This is a genomic window from Pseudocitrobacter sp. 73 (genome assembly GCF_008369545.1).
Lineage (GTDB): Bacteria > Pseudomonadota > Gammaproteobacteria > Enterobacterales > Enterobacteriaceae > Pseudocitrobacter > Pseudocitrobacter vendiensis.
The window spans coordinates 212,084-229,198 of the sequence record NZ_VTZO01000009.1; the positions used below are offsets into that span (position 1 = coordinate 212,084).

Annotated in this window: 15 protein-coding genes and 1 pseudogene; 11 read left to right on the forward strand and 5 right to left on the reverse strand. The window is 53.3% G+C overall.

Translation table 11 applies throughout. The annotated features are described in order from the left end of the window. Positions 1-33 precede the first annotated feature (33 nt). The 3 genes from satP to F0Q32_RS10575 all read right to left on the reverse strand — a co-directional run bounded on the left by satP (position 34) and on the right by F0Q32_RS10575 (position 1,910). On the reverse strand, positions 34-600 hold the full coding sequence (gene satP, locus F0Q32_RS10565) for an acetate uptake transporter (protein WP_149463021.1): 567 nt from the start codon (positions 598-600) through the stop codon (positions 34-36). Positions 601-741: 141 nt separating this feature from the next. Continuing rightward, positions 742-1,467: an acidic protein MsyB gene (gene msyB, locus F0Q32_RS10570; protein WP_149463022.1), complete on the reverse strand. Its 726-nt coding sequence runs from the start codon at positions 1,465-1,467 to the stop codon at positions 742-744. 38 nt (positions 1,468-1,505) lie between these two features. Further along, complete coding sequence (locus tag F0Q32_RS10575) at positions 1,506-1,910, reverse strand: DUF2541 family protein (RefSeq protein ID WP_370516875.1); 405 nt, start codon at positions 1,908-1,910, stop codon at positions 1,506-1,508. A gap of 367 nt (positions 1,911-2,277) precedes the next feature. Between F0Q32_RS10575 and dnaK the strand changes: the two genes are divergently transcribed. The 4 genes from dnaK to nhaR all read left to right on the forward strand — a co-directional run bounded on the left by dnaK (position 2,278) and on the right by nhaR (position 7,791). Further along, positions 2,278-4,200, forward strand: coding sequence for a molecular chaperone DnaK (gene dnaK, locus F0Q32_RS10580; protein ID WP_149463023.1), 1,923 nt, complete (start codon positions 2,278-2,280; stop codon positions 4,198-4,200). Positions 4,201-4,286: 86 nt separating this feature from the next. Next, entirely contained in the window at positions 4,287-5,420 is a 1,134-nt protein-coding gene (gene dnaJ, locus F0Q32_RS10585; RefSeq protein WP_149463024.1) for a molecular chaperone DnaJ, read from the forward strand. Positions 5,421-5,613: 193 nt separating this feature from the next. Then, a complete protein-coding gene (nhaA, locus tag F0Q32_RS10590; RefSeq protein WP_149463025.1) occupies positions 5,614-6,783 on the forward strand; it encodes a Na+/H+ antiporter NhaA in 1,170 nt (389 codons plus the stop codon). A 111-nt stretch (positions 6,784-6,894) separates the two neighbouring features. Continuing rightward, positions 6,895-7,791 carry a transcriptional activator NhaR gene (nhaR, locus tag F0Q32_RS10595; protein WP_149463026.1) on the forward strand — a complete coding sequence of 299 codons (897 nt, stop codon included), beginning with the start codon at positions 6,895-6,897 and terminating at the stop codon, positions 7,789-7,791. Between the two features lie 64 nt (positions 7,792-7,855). Here nhaR and rpsT read toward each other — a convergent pair whose 3' ends face one another. Continuing rightward, positions 7,856-8,119, reverse strand: coding sequence for a 30S ribosomal protein S20 (gene rpsT / locus F0Q32_RS10600; RefSeq protein ID WP_041686324.1), 264 nt, complete (start codon positions 8,117-8,119; stop codon positions 7,856-7,858). Between the two features lie 106 nt (positions 8,120-8,225). Between rpsT and F0Q32_RS26525 the strand changes: the two are divergent. From F0Q32_RS26525 to rihC, 7 genes and pseudogenes are all read left to right on the forward strand, one after another. Next, positions 8,226-8,442: pseudogene (locus tag F0Q32_RS26525) on the forward strand (DUF2575 domain-containing protein). A 7-nt stretch (positions 8,443-8,449) separates the two neighbouring features. Continuing rightward, positions 8,450-9,388 (forward strand): bifunctional riboflavin kinase/FAD synthetase, encoded by a 939-nt coding sequence (gene ribF, locus F0Q32_RS10610; protein ID WP_149463027.1) that lies wholly within the window; start codon positions 8,450-8,452, stop codon positions 9,386-9,388. Positions 9,389-9,424: 36 nt separating this feature from the next. Then, positions 9,425-12,274 (forward strand): isoleucine--tRNA ligase, encoded by a 2,850-nt coding sequence (gene ileS, locus F0Q32_RS10615; RefSeq protein WP_149463028.1) that lies wholly within the window; start codon positions 9,425-9,427, stop codon positions 12,272-12,274. Then, the gene (gene lspA, locus F0Q32_RS10620; RefSeq protein WP_149463029.1) at positions 12,274-12,768 is read left to right on the forward strand and encodes a signal peptidase II; all 495 of its coding nucleotides are present in this window, start codon (positions 12,274-12,276) and stop codon (positions 12,766-12,768) included. Before ileS ends, lspA begins: the two co-directional genes overlap by 1 nt. Before the next feature lie 167 nt (positions 12,769-12,935). Continuing rightward, positions 12,936-13,385 (forward strand): FKBP-type peptidyl-prolyl cis-trans isomerase, encoded by a 450-nt coding sequence (fkpB, locus tag F0Q32_RS10625; RefSeq protein WP_149463030.1) that lies wholly within the window; start codon positions 12,936-12,938, stop codon positions 13,383-13,385. Between the two features lies 1 nt (position 13,386). Further along, positions 13,387-14,337, forward strand: coding sequence for a 4-hydroxy-3-methylbut-2-enyl diphosphate reductase (gene ispH, locus F0Q32_RS10630; protein ID WP_149463031.1), 951 nt, complete (start codon positions 13,387-13,389; stop codon positions 14,335-14,337). Positions 14,338-14,403: 66 nt separating this feature from the next. Next, on the forward strand, positions 14,404-15,318 hold the full coding sequence (gene rihC, locus F0Q32_RS10635; protein ID WP_149463032.1) for a ribonucleoside hydrolase RihC: 915 nt from the start codon (positions 14,404-14,406) through the stop codon (positions 15,316-15,318). Between the two features lie 51 nt (positions 15,319-15,369). On the opposite strand, the gene F0Q32_RS10640 is transcribed toward rihC, so the two are convergent. Next, a complete protein-coding gene (locus F0Q32_RS10640; RefSeq protein WP_149463033.1) occupies positions 15,370-17,076 on the reverse strand; it encodes an alpha-amylase family glycosyl hydrolase in 1,707 nt (568 codons plus the stop codon). Positions 17,077-17,115 lie beyond the last annotated feature (39 nt).

The following is a 17,115-nucleotide window of genomic DNA, read 5'->3' on the forward strand; positions in this document are numbered from 1 at the left end:
ATCGCTCCTGCCCGCAGGCAGGAGCCACAACGATTAGTGAGATTCACCAATCGGCAGTACGGTGCGGCCAAACTGTTCGTTCAGCACTTCACCCATCGCCAGGTAGATAGCGCTGGCGCCACACACCAGGCCAATCCAGCCTGCAACATGAACGATGCTTTCATTATCCACCAGGTGGCCGATGGCCAGCAGGGCAAACAGCACGGTCAGGCTCAGGAACACGAACTGCAACGCGCGCGCGCCTTTCAGCGTACCGAAGAACATGAACAGGGTCAAGACGCCCCACAGGCCCAGGTACACCCCCAGGAAATGGGCGTCAGCCGCATCGGCCAGACCCATTTTCGGCAGCAGCAGAATCGCAACCAGCGTCAGCCAGAAGGAACCGTAAGAGGTAAAGGCGGTTAAACCGAAGGTATTGCCTTTCTTAAATTCCAGCAGGCCGGCAAAAATTTGCGCGATACCGCCGTAAAAAATGCCCATAGCCAGGATGATGCCATCCATCGGGAAAAGCCCAATATTGTGCAGGTTCAGCAAAATCGTGGTCATGCCAAAACCCATCAGACCCAGCGGAGCCGGATTAGCCAACTTAGTGTTGCCCATAATTCCTCAAAAAAATCATCATTAAATGGTGAAATAATTTTCCCGCGCAACGATACAGGCAGCGGGGCGCGGCATAATAATCAGGCGAAGTGTGGCTGTCTATGATCTGATCAGGGGAAAATGAAATATTTCCCCCTTTTATCATTGATGCGCGCTTAACCGCGCGTTTTCGATGATTCGCCGCAGGCAGGCGATGCGCAATACGGCGGGGATCGTCACCCGATAAGCGCTGCCGCTCATGGCTTTCACGCCGTTAACTGCCGCGCCAACCGGGCCTCCAAGACCCGCGCCGCGTATCATGCCGTGACCAATGACGCTTACGGCGGCATGGGTTCGCAAAATATGGCTAAGTTGGTCGCCTAAGAGGTGTGAGATCCCGTGCGCCAGCTTCGATGACTGGATAAGCTGTGGTAACACAGCTTCTAGCTCATGAACTCTGCATTCCACAGCTTCCAGGAAACGGCCCTTCTGTGCGTCGGTCATTTTTTTCCAGCAGCGGCGGATAAAATGGGTCAGGAGTTCATGCTCAATTTCCCAGGTGGACATGGTTTTGTCCGCTTTCAGACTCAGCCTTTTCGCGACGTCGGTCAGGATTGCGCGATACAGCTTCCCGTGTCCGCGCAATTTATTGGCGATACTGTCTCCGCCAAAATGCTGAAGTTCTCCGGCAATCAATTGCCAGTTTTGCCGATGTCGCGCCGGATGGCCGTCCATCGCCATAAAAAGTTCGTTATGTAACAGGCCGCTGGATAAACGGCGTTTACCTTTTTCATTATGAGTGAGCAACCGGGCAAAGCTTTCCAGTTGCTCCTCGCTACAGTGTTGAAGAAACTGCAGGTCGTCATCGTTAAGATAGGGGACGTTCATAATTTACTGACTGTTTAATAAGTGAATGGCAGACGATGTTAGTCATCGCCGATAATTTTTAGCGTCGCCATATCGGAGGAGTTCACCGTATGGCCGGAGAAGGTGATTTTTGACACGCAGCGCTTGTTGTCATTGTCGCTGTTAATGTTGATCCACTCTGTCGTGACGCCTTCTTTCAGTTCGGATGGCACCGATAAACTCTGGCTGGCGCTTTTGGCCGCTTTAAAGTAGACGGAGGCCCCGCTGAGCTGCGCATCTCCGTGGTCGACGGTGATTTGGATACGCTTCACGACCCGGCACACGGGTAACTTGAGTGTCAAATCGTTGGTTTCATTACGGGGAAGCGCAATCACGCCCAACAATTTGTGATCATTAGCGTGGGCCGCGTTGACCAGCAGCAGGCTTAATAACAGGCTGGCGGAGGCATGGGTGAATGGCGTCATGATTATCTCTGGCATAAAAAAGGAGTGCGCAGGAGGATAATGATTTCATTTGCGGTGAGTTGAGCTTTTAGTGCCTGTTGTTTTTATTATCAATTAGTTAGTGAATGTTTTGATGTTATTGATTCATTCAATAAATGTATTGGCGTCAGTTTTCTTTCTGTTTAACGCCTTTTTTCTGCCGTCTGTTTAGCAATACAAAAAATTTTTTACCTTTCCCCCTTGATGGATGCGGTTACGACCCCATCTTGTAGTCAACCGCAGTGGTGAGTCTGAAAAAAAACGATTCAGGGCAGTTGAAACGGCACGTTTCGCCCTTATTACAGATTCACAACCACATGTTGACCGAATTTTTAGTGGAGACGTTTAGATGGGTAAAATTATTGGTATCGACCTGGGTACTACCAACTCTTGTGTAGCGATTATGGATGGCACTACTGCACGTGTGCTGGAGAACGCCGAGGGCGATCGCACCACACCTTCTATCATTGCTTATACCCAGGATGGTGAAACTCTGGTTGGTCAGCCGGCTAAACGTCAGGCAGTGACAAACCCGCAAAACACCCTGTTTGCGATTAAACGCCTGATTGGCCGCCGCTTCCAGGACGAAGAAGTTCAGCGTGACGTTTCTATCATGCCGTACAAAATCGTTGCCGCAGACAATGGCGACGCATGGCTGGATGTGAAAGGCACCAAAACTGCACCGCCGCAGATCTCTGCTGAAGTGCTGAAAAAAATGAAGAAAACGGCTGAAGATTACCTGGGTGAACCGGTAACGGAAGCGGTTATCACCGTACCTGCATACTTCAACGATGCTCAGCGTCAGGCAACCAAAGATGCTGGCCGTATCGCGGGTCTGGAAGTAAAACGTATCATCAACGAACCGACCGCTGCCGCACTGGCTTACGGCCTGGATAAAGAAGTCGGCAACCGCACTATCGCGGTATACGACCTGGGTGGTGGTACTTTCGATATCTCTATTATCGAAATCGACGAAGTTGACGGTGAAAAAACCTTCGAAGTTCTGGCAACCAACGGTGATACCCACCTGGGTGGTGAAGACTTCGATACCCGTCTGATCAACTACCTCGTTGATGAGTTTAAGAAAGATCAGGGCATCGACCTGCGTAACGATCCGCTGGCTATGCAGCGCCTGAAAGAAGCAGCAGAAAAAGCGAAAATCGAACTTTCTTCTGCTCAGCAGACCGACGTGAACCTGCCGTACATCACCGCAGACGCGACCGGTCCGAAACACATGAATATTAAAGTGACACGTGCGAAACTGGAAAGCCTGGTTGAAGATCTGGTTAACCGTTCCATCGACCCGCTGAAAGTGGCTCTGCAAGACGCTGGCCTGTCTGTGTCCGATATCCAGGACGTTATCCTGGTCGGTGGTCAGACGCGTATGCCAATGGTTCAGAAGAAAGTGGCTGAATTCTTTGGTAAAGAGCCGCGTAAAGACGTTAACCCGGATGAAGCTGTGGCTATCGGTGCGGCTGTTCAGGGTGGTGTACTGACGGGTGAAGTGAAAGACGTACTGCTTCTGGACGTTACCCCGCTGTCTCTGGGTATCGAAACCATGGGCGGCGTGATGACTGCGCTCATCAACAAAAACACCACGATCCCGACGAAACACAGCCAGGTGTTCTCTACCGCTGAAGACAACCAGTCTGCGGTAACCATCCATGTGATTCAGGGTGAACGTAAACGTGCGTCTGATAACAAATCTCTGGGTCAGTTCAACCTGGATGGTATCAGCCCGGCACCGCGCGGCATGCCGCAGATCGAAGTCACCTTCGATATCGATGCTGACGGTATCCTGCACGTTTCCGCGAAAGACAAAAACAGCGGTAAAGAGCAGAAAATCACCATCAAGGCTTCTTCTGGCCTGAACGAAGAAGAGATCCAGAAAATGGTGCGCGAAGCGGAAGCGAACGCCGAGTCTGACCGTAAGTTCGAAGAACTGGTTCAGACGCGTAACCAGGGTGACCATCTGCTGCACAGCACCCGTAAGCAGGTTGAAGAAGCAGGCGACCAGTTGCCGGCTGATGACAAAACCGCTATCGAGTCTGCACTGACTGCACTGGAAGGTTCTCTGAAAGGTGAAGACAAAGCCGACATTGAAGCGAAAATGCAGGCGCTGGCGCAGGTTTCCCAGAAACTGATGGAAATTGCTCAGCAGCAGCATGCTCAGCAGCAGGCTGGTGCAGCAGGCGCTGATGCTTCCGCGAACAATGCGAAAGATGACGATGTTGTCGACGCAGAGTTCGAAGAAGTAAAAGACAAAAAATAATCGCCCTTTGATTGGGTAATTACTGACACGGGCGAAGAGGGTTTCCTCTCCGCCCGTTCATGCATGTTAGGGGCAGATAAAAAACAATGGCAAAGCAAGACTATTACGAGATTTTAGGCGTTTCCAAGACAGCGGAAGAGCGTGAAATCAAAAAGGCGTACAAGCGCCTGGCCATGAAATATCACCCGGACCGCAACCAGGGTGATAAAGAGGCCGAAGCCAAATTTAAAGAAATTAAAGAGGCTTACGAAATCCTGACCGACGCGCAGAAGCGTGCGGCCTACGACCAGTATGGTCATGCTGCCTTTGAACAGGGTGGTATGGGCGGTGGCGGCGGCTTTGGCGGCGGCGCTGACTTCAGCGATATCTTTGGTGACGTATTTGGCGACATCTTCGGCGGCGGTCGTGGCCGTCAGCGTGCTTCACGCGGTGCCGACCTGCGCTACAACATGGAATTGACCCTTGAAGAAGCGGTCCGTGGTGTCACCAAAGAGATCCGCATCCCGACGCTGGAAGAGTGTGACGTTTGCCACGGCAGCGGCGCTAAAGCGGGTACCCAGCCACAAACCTGCCCGACCTGTCATGGCGCAGGCCAGGTGCAGATGCGTCAGGGCTTTTTCGCCGTACAGCAGACCTGTCCGCACTGTCAGGGCCGCGGCACGCTGATTAAAGATCCGTGCAACAAATGTCATGGTCATGGTCGCGTTGAGAAAACCAAAACCCTGTCAGTTAAAATTCCCGCGGGTGTGGATACCGGCGATCGCATTCGTCTTTCCGGCGAAGGTGAAGCAGGGGAACATGGCGCACCAGCAGGCGATCTGTACGTTCAGGTTCAGGTAAAACAGCACGCTATCTTCGAGCGTGAAGGCAATAACCTGTACTGTGAAGTGCCGATTAACTTCGCCATGGCGGCGCTGGGCGGTGAAATCGAAGTGCCGACGCTGGATGGTCGCGTTAATCTGAAAGTGCCAGGCGAAACCCAAACCGGCAAACTGTTCCGCATGCGGGGTAAAGGTGTGAAATCCGTTCGCGGTGGCGCGCAGGGTGACCTGCTGTGCCGCGTAGTGGTAGAAACGCCGGTTGGTCTGAACGAGAAGCAGAAACAGTTGCTGAAAGAGTTGCAGGAAAGCTTTGGTGGCCCGACGGGTGAGAAAAACAGCCCGCGCTCAAAAAGCTTCTTTGATGGCGTGAAAAAGTTCTTTGACGATCTGACGCGCTAACGCTCAGCTTGTGCAGTAAAATCTGAAACCCCGTGCTCGCATGGGGTTTTTTATTTGCAGTCACGATTCTGATTCATTCACAAGAAACATCGTTAAAGCTGAATTATAATCCAGAAATAAACTTATTTTGCCGATCTTTTATTCGCGATACCCTAGTTTAATCGATGAATAAGCAGTAAAAGAGAGAGTAAAAGTGAAACATCTACAACGTTTCTTTCATGGTGATGCTTCTGGCGGGATAATCCTGATTATTGCGGCGAGCCTTGCCATGCTTCTGGCAAATATGGGGGCGACCAGCGGTCTCTACCATGCCTTTCTGGATACGCCGGTCCAGTTGAAAGTGGGCGCGCTTGAAATCAATAAAAACATGCTGCTGTGGATCAACGATGCGTTGATGGCGGTCTTCTTCCTGCTGATTGGCCTGGAGGTCAAGCGCGAGATGGTTGAAGGCGCGCTGGCAACCCGTCGGCAGGCCATTTTCCCGGTTGTCGCCGCAATTGGTGGAATGGTGGTACCGGCGCTGGTGTATCTCGCATTTAATTATCAGGATCCGATTGCCAGCAGCGGTTGGGCAATTCCTGCCGCCACAGATATTGCATTTGCATTAGGCGTTCTGGCGTTGCTTGGCAGTCGCGTACCGGCATCCTTAAAAATCTTCCTGATGGCATTGGCGATTATCGATGACCTTGGCGCCATTGTTATTATTGCGTTGTTTTACACTAACGATTTATCGCTATTGTCCCTGGCGGTGGCTGCTGCGGCTATTGCGGTATTGGCTATCCTGAACGTCAGCGGTGTGCGTCGCACCGGGCTCTATATTCTGGTGGGCGTGATCTTGTGGACAGCGGTACTGAAGTCGGGGGTTCACGCCACGCTTGCCGGGGTGATTGTCGGCTTCTTCATTCCGCTGAAGACGCAAAATGACAAGTCACCGGCGAAGCAGCTGGAACATGTGCTGCATCCCTGGGTGGCGTTTATGATTCTGCCGCTGTTCGCCTTTGCCAATGCGGGCGTATCCTTGCAGGGCGTGACGATGGAAGGGTTAACCTCGCTGCTGCCGCTGGGCATTATCGCCGGCCTGTTTATCGGTAAGCCGCTGGGGATTTCCCTCTTCTGCTGGCTGGCGCTGAAGCTCAAGCTGGCGCGTCTGCCGGAAGGGGCAAACTTCTCGCAGATCATGGCGGTCGGTCTGCTGTGCGGTATCGGCTTTACCATGTCTATCTTTATCGCCAGCCTCGCGTTTGGCGCGGTCGATCCGGCGCTGATTACCTGGGCTAAGCTCGGCATTCTGCTGGGCTCGCTGCTGTCGGCAGTCGTGGGATACAGTTTGCTGCGTATGCATCTGAAGCCAGAGCGGGCATAATTAACGTGAATGATTTGCCGGATGGCTACGTTCATCCGGCCTACCGAAGCGTAGGTCGGATAAGCATCAGCGCCATCCGACGTGATGACGAATTCAGGGAGGAAAGCACATATGTCGCACATTAATTACAACCATCTCTACTATTTCTGGCATGTCTATAAAGAAGGCTCAGTCGTTGGCGCGGCAGAAGCGCTGTATCTGACGCCGCAAACCATCACCGGGCAGATTAAAGCTCTCGAAGAGCGTTTGCAGGGCAAGCTCTTCAAACGCAAAGGGCGCGGTATTGAACCCAGCGAACTGGGTGAACTGGTGTTTCGCTATGCCGATAAGATGTTTACCCTGAGCCAGGAGATGCTCGATATCATCAACTACCGCAAAGAGTCGAATTTGCTGTTTGATGTGGGCGTAGCCGATGCGCTCTCTAAAAGGCTGGTGAGCGGGGTGCTGGACGCGGCTGTCGTGGAAGATGAACAAATTCATCTGCGTTGCTTTGAATCGACGCACGAGATGCTGCTTGAACAGCTCAGCCAGCACAAGCTGGATATGATTATCTCTGACTGTCCAATCGATTCTACCCAGCAGGAAGGGCTTTTTTCGGTGAAAATTGGTGAATGTGGCGTCAGTTTCTGGTGCATGAACCCGCCGCCGGAAAAACCGTTTCCCGCCTGCCTGGAGGAGCGTCGTTTGTTAATACCGGGCCGCCGCTCGATGCTCGGACGCAAGCTTTTGAACTGGTTTAACACCCAGGGGCTGAAAGTTGAAATTCTCGGTGAGTTTGATGATGCGGCATTAATGAAAGCGTTTGGCTCTGCGCACAATGCGATTTTCGTGGCACCGACGCTTTATGGACACGATTTCTTTGCCGATGAGAGCATTATCGAGATTGGCAGGATGGAGAGTGTGATGGAGGAGTACCACGCCATATTTGCTGAGCGAATGATTCAGCATCCGGCGGTACAGCGTATCTGTAACCGGGATTACGCCGCGCTGTTTGCGCTTCCTCAATAAAACACAGACGTAAAAAAACCCGCACGAAGCGGGTTTTTTCAACAAAGCGATAACAAGCGGGCGATTAAGCCAGTTTGTTGATCTGAGCGGTCAGGTTTGCTTTATGACGCGCAGCTTTGTTTTTGTGGATCAGACCTTTAGCAGCCTGACGGTCCACGATCGGTTGCATTTCGTTAAATGCTTTAACTGCAGCAGCTTTGTCGCCAGCTTCGATTGCTGCGTATACTTTCTTGATGAAAGTACGCATCATAGAGCGACGGCTTGCGTTGTGCTTGCGAGCCTTTTCAGACTGAACGGCGCGCTTCTTAGCTGATTTGATATTAGCCAAGGTCCAACTCCCAAATGTGTTCTATATGGACAATTCAAAGGCCGAGGAATATGCCCGTTTAGCCTTCTTTTGTCAATGGATTTGTGCAAATAAGCGCCGTTAATGTATCAACGCTTCATTACGTATTGATGGCGCAGGATTCTACCAGCTTGTCGGCGATGAATACAGCCTTTCCGGCATAAAATTCGCACGACCGGCACAGATTTTCTTGCCTTTTATCGTGATGCTGATGAAATCATTGTCTCTTTCCCTGTACAAGGTGCAATCGCCGGTTAACGTCGACTGCTGTACAAGGTATACTTTGGCGATTTTCACTCTTTTGAGCCAGACATGAAGCTGATACGCGGCATACAAAATCTCAGTCAGGCCCCGCACGGGTGTGTGCTGACCATTGGAAATTTCGACGGTGTGCATCGTGGCCACCAGGCGTTGCTACAGGGTCTGCGTGCCGAAGGGCGTGCGCGTAATCTGCCTGTCGTGGTGATGATTTTTGAACCGCAACCGCTGGAGCTGTTTGCGGGTGATAAGTCCCCCGCGCGTCTGACGCGTCTGCGTGAAAAGCTACGCTATCTGGCCGAGAGCGGCGTCGACTATGTCGTCTGTCTGCGTTTTGATCGTCGCTTTGCCGCGCTGAGCGCACAGGACTTTATCCGCGACCTGCTGGTGAAGCGTTTAGGCGTCCAGTTTTTGGCTGTGGGTGATGATTTCCGCTTTGGCGCTGGTCGTCAGGGTGATTTCTTGTTATTACAGAAGGCGGGTGCTGAGTTTGGCTTTGATGTCACCAGCTCGCAAACCTTCTGCGAAGGCGGTGTACGTATTAGCAGCACCGCTGTGCGCCAGGCGCTGGCGGATGACCAGCTCGAACTGGCTGAAAATTTACTGGGGCATCCTTTTACTATCTCCGGGCGCGTGGTGCACGGCGATGAGTTGGGGCGTACTATCGGTTTCCCGACGGCAAACTTACCGCTGCGTCGTCAGGTCTCCCCGGTTAAAGGGGTTTATGCGGTAGAAGTGACGGGGCTTGGCGACAACGTGTTTACCGGCGTTGCCAATATCGGTACCCGCCCAACGGTGGCTGGCGTGCGTCAGCAACTGGAAGTGCATCTGTTGGACGTTGTAATGGACCTCTACGGTCGCCATATAGACGTTATCCTGCGTAAAAAAATACGCAATGAGCAGCGATTCGCGTCGCTGGATGAGCTTAAGGCGCAAATCGCGCGTGACGAATTAACGGCCCGCGAATTTTTTGGGCTTTCAAAACCGGCTTAATGCCTGAATACGTTTAAATACGGAATCGAGAATCTAATGAGTGACTATAAATCTACCCTGAATTTGCCGGAAACAGGGTTCCCGATGCGCGGCGATCTCGCCAAGCGCGAACCGGGAATGCTGGCGCGTTGGACCGAAGATGACCTGTACGGCATCATTCGTGCCGCGAAAAAGGGCAAAAAAACCTTCATTCTGCATGATGGCCCTCCTTATGCGAATGGCAGCATTCATATTGGTCACTCTGTTAACAAGATTCTCAAAGACATTATTATTAAGTCCAAAGGTCTGACGGGCTACGACTCTCCGTACGTGCCGGGCTGGGACTGCCACGGTCTGCCAATCGAACTGAAAGTCGAGCAAGAGTTCGGTAAGCCGGGTGAGAAGTTCACCGCCGCAGAGTTTCGCGCCAAATGTCGTGAATACGCAGCGGGCCAGGTTGACGGTCAGCGTAAAGACTTTATCCGTTTGGGCGTGCTGGGCGACTGGCAGCATCCGTACCTGACCATGGATTTCAAAACCGAAGCCAACATCATTCGTGCGCTCGGTAAAATCATCCACAACGGGCACATGCTGAAAGGCGCGAAGCCGGTTCACTGGTGTGTCGACTGCCGTTCAGCGCTGGCTGAAGCGGAAGTGGAATACTATGACAAAACCTCTCCGTCCATCGACGTGGCCTTCCACGCGGTTGACGCGGATGCGGTAAAAGCGAAATTCGGTGTTGCCAACGTCAACGGGCCGGTTTCTCTGGTTATCTGGACCACCACCCCGTGGACGCTGCCAGCAAACCGCGCAATTTCGCTGTCTAAAGAGTTCGATTACGCGCTGGTACAGGTTGAAGGTCAGGCCGTTATCGTGGCGAAAGATCTGCTTGATGGCGTGATGAAACGCATCGGTGCGGCAGATTACACCGTTCTGGGCACCGTAAACGGCGCTGAGCTTGAACTGATGCGTTTCCAGCACCCGTTCATGGGCTTCGATGTGCCGGCGATTCTGGGCGACCACGTGACGCTGGACGCGGGTACCGGTGCGGTGCATACCGCCGGTGGCCACGGCCCAGACGACTACACCATCAGCCAGAAGTATGGTCTGGAAATCGCTAACCCGGTTGGCCCGGATGGCGCTTACCTGGCGGGTACGTACCCAGGGCTGGACGGCGTTAACGTCTTCAAAGCCAACGATAAAATCGTTGAACTGCTGCAAGAGAAAGGCGCACTGCTGCACGTAGAAAAAATGCAGCACAGCTACCCTTGCTGCTGGCGTCACAAAACGCCGATCATCTTCCGTGCGACCCCGCAGTGGTTCATCAGCATGGATCAAAAAGGCCTGCGTATTCAGTCGCTCAAAGAGATCGACCGTATCGAGCAGGAAGGTCTGGCGAAAGAAAATCTGAGCGGTTGGATCCCGGCATGGGGTAAAGCGCGCATCGAATCCATGGTGGCGAACCGCCCTGACTGGTGTATCTCCCGTCAGCGTACCTGGGGCGTGCCAATGTCGCTGTTCGTGCATAAAGACACTGAAGAGCTGCATCCGCGTACCACTGAACTTATTGAAGAAGTCGCAAAATACGTTGAGAAAGACGGTATTCAGGCGTGGTGGGATCTCGACCCGCGTGAGCTCCTCGGTGACGACGCAGACAACTACGTGAAAGTGCCGGATACCCTGGACGTCTGGTTTGACTCCGGGTCTACCAGCTACTCCGTGGTTGATGCGCGCCCGGAATTTGGCGGCCATACGCCGGATATGTATCTGGAAGGTTCTGACCAACACCGTGGCTGGTTCATGTCTTCTCTGATGATCTCCACGGCGATGAAAGGCAAAGCGCCTTACCGTCAGGTACTGACTCACGGCTTCACCGTGGATGGTCAGGGCCGTAAGATGTCCAAATCCATCGGCAACACCGTTTCTCCGCAGGACGTGATGAATAAACTCGGCGCGGATATCCTGCGTCTGTGGGTGGCATCGACCGACTACACCGGTGAAATGGCCGTTTCTGACGAAATCCTGAAACGTGCTGCCGACAGCTATCGTCGTATCCGTAACACCGCGCGCTTCCTGCTGGCGAACCTGAACGGGTTCGATCCGCTGAAAGACATGGTGAAACCGGAAGAGATGGTGGTGCTGGATCGCTGGGCGGTTGGCTGTGCGAAAGAAGCGCAGGAAGACATTCTGAAAGCGTACGAATCCTACGATTTCCACGAAGTGGTACAGCGTCTGATGCGCTTCTGCTCCGTTGAAATGGGCTCGTTCTATCTCGACATCATCAAAGATCGCCAGTACACCGCGAAAGCAGACAGCGTAGCGCGCCGTAGCTGCCAGACTGCGCTGTACCACATCGCCGAAGCGCTGGTGCGCTGGATGGCGCCGATCATGTCCTTCACCGCAGATGAAATCTGGGGCTACCTGCCGGGCGACCGCGAGAAATACGTGTTCACCGGTGAATGGTATGAAGGCCTGTTTGGTCTGGGCGAAACCGAAGCCATGAACGACGGCTTCTGGGACGTTCTGCTGCAGGTGCGTGGCGAAGTGAACAAAGTTATCGAACAGGCACGTGCGGATAAGAAAGTCGGCGGTTCTCTGGAAGCGGCAGTGACCCTGTACGCGGAACCCGAACTGGCGGCGAAACTGACCGCGCTGGGTGAAGAACTGCGATTTGTCCTGTTGACCTCGGGGGCGAACGTTGCGGAATATAGTGCCGCACCTGCTGATGCTCAGCAGAGCGAACTGCTCAAAGGGCTGAAAGTAGCGCTGAGCAAAGCCGAAGGTGAGAAGTGCCCGCGCTGCTGGCATTACACTCAGGACATCGGCAAGGTGGCGGAACACGCAGATATCTGTGGACGCTGTGTCAGCAACATCGCCGGTGACGGCGAAAAACGTAAGTTTGCCTGATGAGTAAATCGATGTGTTCAACAGGGCTACGCTGGTTGTGGCTGGTCGTCGTCGTGCTGATTATCGATTTGGGCAGCAAATTCCTGATCCTCCAGAACTTTGCTCTGGGGGATACGGTATCGCTGTTCCCGTCGCTTAATCTGCATTACGCGCGCAACTATGGCGCGGCGTTTAGCTTCCTTGCCGACAGCGGCGGCTGGCAGCGTTGGTTCTTCGCCGGTATCGCTATCGGTATCTGCGTGGCGCTGACGGTGCTGATGTACCGCTCGAAGGCCACCCAGAAGCTCAATAACATCGCCTATGCGCTGATTATTGGCGGTGCGTTGGGTAATTTGTTTGACCGCCTGTGGCACGGCTTCGTGGTCGATATGATCGACTTCTACGTCGGCGACTGGCACTTTGCCACCTTCAACCTGGCCGATAGCGCAATCTGCGTCGGTGCGGCGTTGATCGTGCTGGAAGGTTTCTTACCTTCCAAAGAGAAAAAACAATAATAAAATCATTGCCGGATGGCGCTTCGCTTATCCGGCCTACATGAATATCACCCATTGTAGGCCGGATAAGCGAAGCGCCATCCGGCGAAAAGACCGCAATAAAGTCTTGTGTGCCCGCTGAGCGTAGCGCTTCCGGGCAGACAGGCTGAAACTTAGAGCAAACCTGCATGTCTGAATCTGTACAGAGCAACAGCGCCGTTCTGGTGCATTTCTCACTGAAACTCGATGACGGTTCTACCGCCGAATCGACCCGCAACAATGGCAAGCCGGCGCTGTTCCGCCTGGGCGATGGCTCGCTCTCCGAAGGGCTGGAACAACATCTTCTTGGCCTGAAAGCGGGTGACAAAAAAGAATTTTCTCTGGAGCCGGATGCCGCGTTTGGCATCTCCTCGCCAGACCTGATTCAGTACTTCTCCCGCCGCGAATTTATGGATGCGGGCGAACCTGAAATCGGCGCAATCATGCTCTTTACCGCTATGGATGGCAGCGAGATGCCTGGCGTTATTCGCGAAATTAACGGCGACTCTATCACCGTTGATTTCAACCACCCGCTGGCAGACCATACCGTTCATTTTGATATTGAAGTACTGGAGATCGATCCGGTACTGGAGGCCTGAAATGCAGATCCTGTTGGCTAACCCGCGCGGCTTTTGCGCAGGTGTAGACCGCGCTATCAGCATTGTTGAAAACGCGCTGGCGATTTACGGCGCGCCAATCTACGTGCGTCATGAAGTGGTACACAACCGTTATGTGGTCGACAGCCTGCGCGAGCGCGGGGCGATTTTCATCGAGCAGATCAGTGAAGTGCCGGACGGCGCGATTCTGATTTTCTCCGCTCACGGTGTTTCGCAGGCTGTGCGCAACGAAGCGAAAAACCGCGACCTGACCGTCTTCGATGCCACCTGCCCGCTGGTGACCAAAGTTCATATGGAAGTGGCTCGCGCCAGCCGTCGTGGTGAAGAATCCATTCTGATTGGCCACGCCGGTCACCCGGAAGTGGAAGGCACTATGGGTCAGTACAGCAACCCTGAAGGGGGAATGTACCTGGTGGAATCGCCGGAAGATGTCTGGACGCTGGATGTTAAAAACGACGCCAAACTGTCGTTTATGACCCAGACCACGCTCTCCGTTGACGATACGTCTGATGTGATTGATGCGCTGCGCAAGCGCTTCCCGAAAATCGTTGGCCCGCGTAAAGATGATATCTGCTACGCCACCACTAACCGTCAGGAAGCCGTGCGTTCGCTGGCGGAACAGGCTGATGTGGTGCTGGTCGTGGGCTCGAAAAACTCCTCTAACTCCAACCGTCTGGCTGAACTGGCACAGCGGATGGGCAAAGCGGCCTATCTGATTGACGATGCCACAGATATCCAGGAAGAGTGGGTGAAAGACGCCGCCTGTGTCGGTGTCACCGCCGGGGCTTCCGCGCCAGACATTCTGGTGCAGAATGTGATTGCGCGCCTGCAAACCCTCGGCGGTGGTGAAGCCATCCCGCTGGAAGGTCGTGAAGAGAACATTGTCTTTGAAGTCCCTCGCGAGCTGCGAGTGGATGTTCGTGAAGTCGAGTAAGTTATTCCCTTCATGAATATGACAATATGCCAGACTTAACGTCTGGCATTTTTTTATGGAGGAAATATGCGCCTGCCGATTATTCTTGATACCGATCCTGGCATTGACGATGCCGCTGCCATTGCGGCTGCTTTGTTTTCCCCGGCGCTGGATCTCCAGTTAATGACCACCGTGGCGGGCAACGTTTCCGTCGAAAAGACCACGCGTAACGCCCTCCAGTTGCTGCATTTCTGGGAGGCAAACGTTCCGCTGGCGCAGGGGGCGGCAAAGCCGCTGGTGCGCCCGCTGCGCGACGCGGCCTATGTGCACGGGCAGTCGGGGATGGAAGGTTATGACTTTACCGAACATCAGCGCCAACCGCTGGAGAAACCGGCGTTTATCGCCATTCGCGATGCGCTGATGCATTCGCCTGAACCTGTCACTCTGGTCGCCATCGGCCCACTCACTAATATCGCGCTACTGCTCTCTCAGTACCCGGAGTGTCAGTTTAATATTCGTCGCCTGGTGATTATGGGCGGCTCAGCCGGGCGCGGTAACTTCACGCCAAACGCCGAATTCAACATCGCCATCGACCCAGAAGCTGCCGCACAAGTCTTCCAGAGCGGGCTGGAGATTGTGATGTGCGGTCTGGATGTGACTAACCAGGCCGTCCTGACGCCAGAGTATCTGGCCACGCTCCCGGTGCTCAACAAAACCGGCAAAATGCTGCACTCGCTGTTCAGCCACTACCGTAGCGGCAGCATGCAAAGCGGCCTGCGCATGCACGACCTTTGCGCTATCGCGTGGCTGGTACGCCCAGAGCTGTTTACCCTGAAACCGTGCTTTGTCGCGGTCGAGACGCAGGGAACGTACACCGCCGGTACTACAGTTGTAGACATTGAGGGCCGACTCGGCCAACCGGCGAATGTGCAGGTTGCGCTGGGGCTGGATGTGGACGGATTCCGTGCGTGGGTGGCGGAGGTGCTGGCAGCCGCACCCTAGTTGCAGGATGTAATGTCATATGCCCGTATCGCTACGGGCATATTGCTACGTCTATGCGGTGTGATTTATCCAGCATACCTGCCAGGGTTGAAGCGTGATGGCCCCCTGAATTTTCTCGCCAGTGAATAGACATTCGCCGTTGATATCCAGCGCGAGTGGCTGCGCTTCTCCAGTCACATTCACAACGCAGGTTATCGTTTCTCCCGAGACAACATCATGACGACGCACGCCAAAAAACGCGTCCGCAAGCGCGAGCGTTGTCTGCGTTGCCGCGGGTGAAAAGGCCGGATGAGCTTTGCGAATCACAAGCAATTGTTTGAGCGCACTGAAGATCATGCATCGCAGATGATGCGGCGCCAACAGGTCTGACTCTAATGCTTCTAAGGTGAGTTTCTCTCGATTAATGCGGCGATTGATGCCCGATTGTTCAACGCCAGCAAGATCGTTTTCGCTGCCCAGCAGGCTGTGGTAGTAAATAGCGGGAACGCCTTTTAATGCCATGAGAATTGCGTGAGCGGCCGTCGTTTTTGCCACTTTGATGGCATTGCTATCGCCCGGCTCGCTCAGGGCGCTGAGATAGTTAATGTTTAATTCATAGGGCGATGTGGAACCATCACTATTATTTTTCCACGAGACGCGTCCTTTTTTACGCAGCGTTTCGCTGACCAGAAAATCTCTTTCCGCATTATCCAGCAAGTTTTCTGTTGGCCTGAGTCCAATGCCATCGTGGCTGGCGAGGAAATTAAAGAACGTTGCTCCCGGTGGCAACAGCTCGTTATCCAGCGATGTCGACCATTGACGCAGCCAGCGTGCATTGCCGCGCAAAAAGGCGTGTAGCGTGAGTGGTGGTAAAGGGAACTGATACACCATCTGCGCTTCGTCGCCCTGACCAAAATAGGCAATATTCTCCTGATGAGGCACGTTGGTTTCAGTAATAATGCGGCAGCCCGGAAATATGGCATCCAGGAGCAGTCGCCACAGGCGAATAATCTGGTGCGCTTGCGGAAGATGAATACAGGTTGTGCCAGACGCTTTCCAGATAAAGCCAATCGCATCAAGGCGGATAGATGTCGCGCCATGTGCGGCGTAATAAAGCAGGATATTAATGCTTTCGAGTAAGACGTCAGGTTCATTGAAATTAAGATCGATCTGATCGTCGCTGAATGTTGTCCAGATTTGTACGCACTTCCCATCACGACGCGTAAACGCACTAAATAGCGGTGATGTTCTGGGGCGAACCACATTTTGATAATTGGCGTTTTTATCCGCTTCAATAAAGAAGTGTTGATAGTCAGGGTTACCCTTCAGATATTCAGTAAACCATTCGCTGTGTTGGGAAATATGATTGATGACACAGTCAAACATCAGAGAAAAGTCGCCAGATAACGCCTGAATATCCGACCATGAACCCAATGCAGGATCGACGCCGTAATAATCAATCACGCTGAATCCGTCATCCGAACTGTAAGGGAACATCGGAAGCAGGTGAATATCACTCACGGTCGGAGCCAGGAACCGGCGGGCAAAGGTATGCAGCGCCTGTAGTGGCGTACCCGTTGCGGCGGAAATCGCATCGCCATAGGTAATGAAATAAACGGTTTTTTCATCGAGTGGCGAAAAGTGCCGGGCCTCTGTATGCCACTTTTGCGCGCAGGACAGGATCGCCTCAGCAATTCGCGGAGACTCTTGTCCTGGATATAGTGCCTCAATAAGCGAGACGATCTGAGGGCGAAGGGCGGTAATGGATGTTGGGGTCATAAACAGGTCCTGTGGAGAATGCTTGTGTTCTGAGGCGCA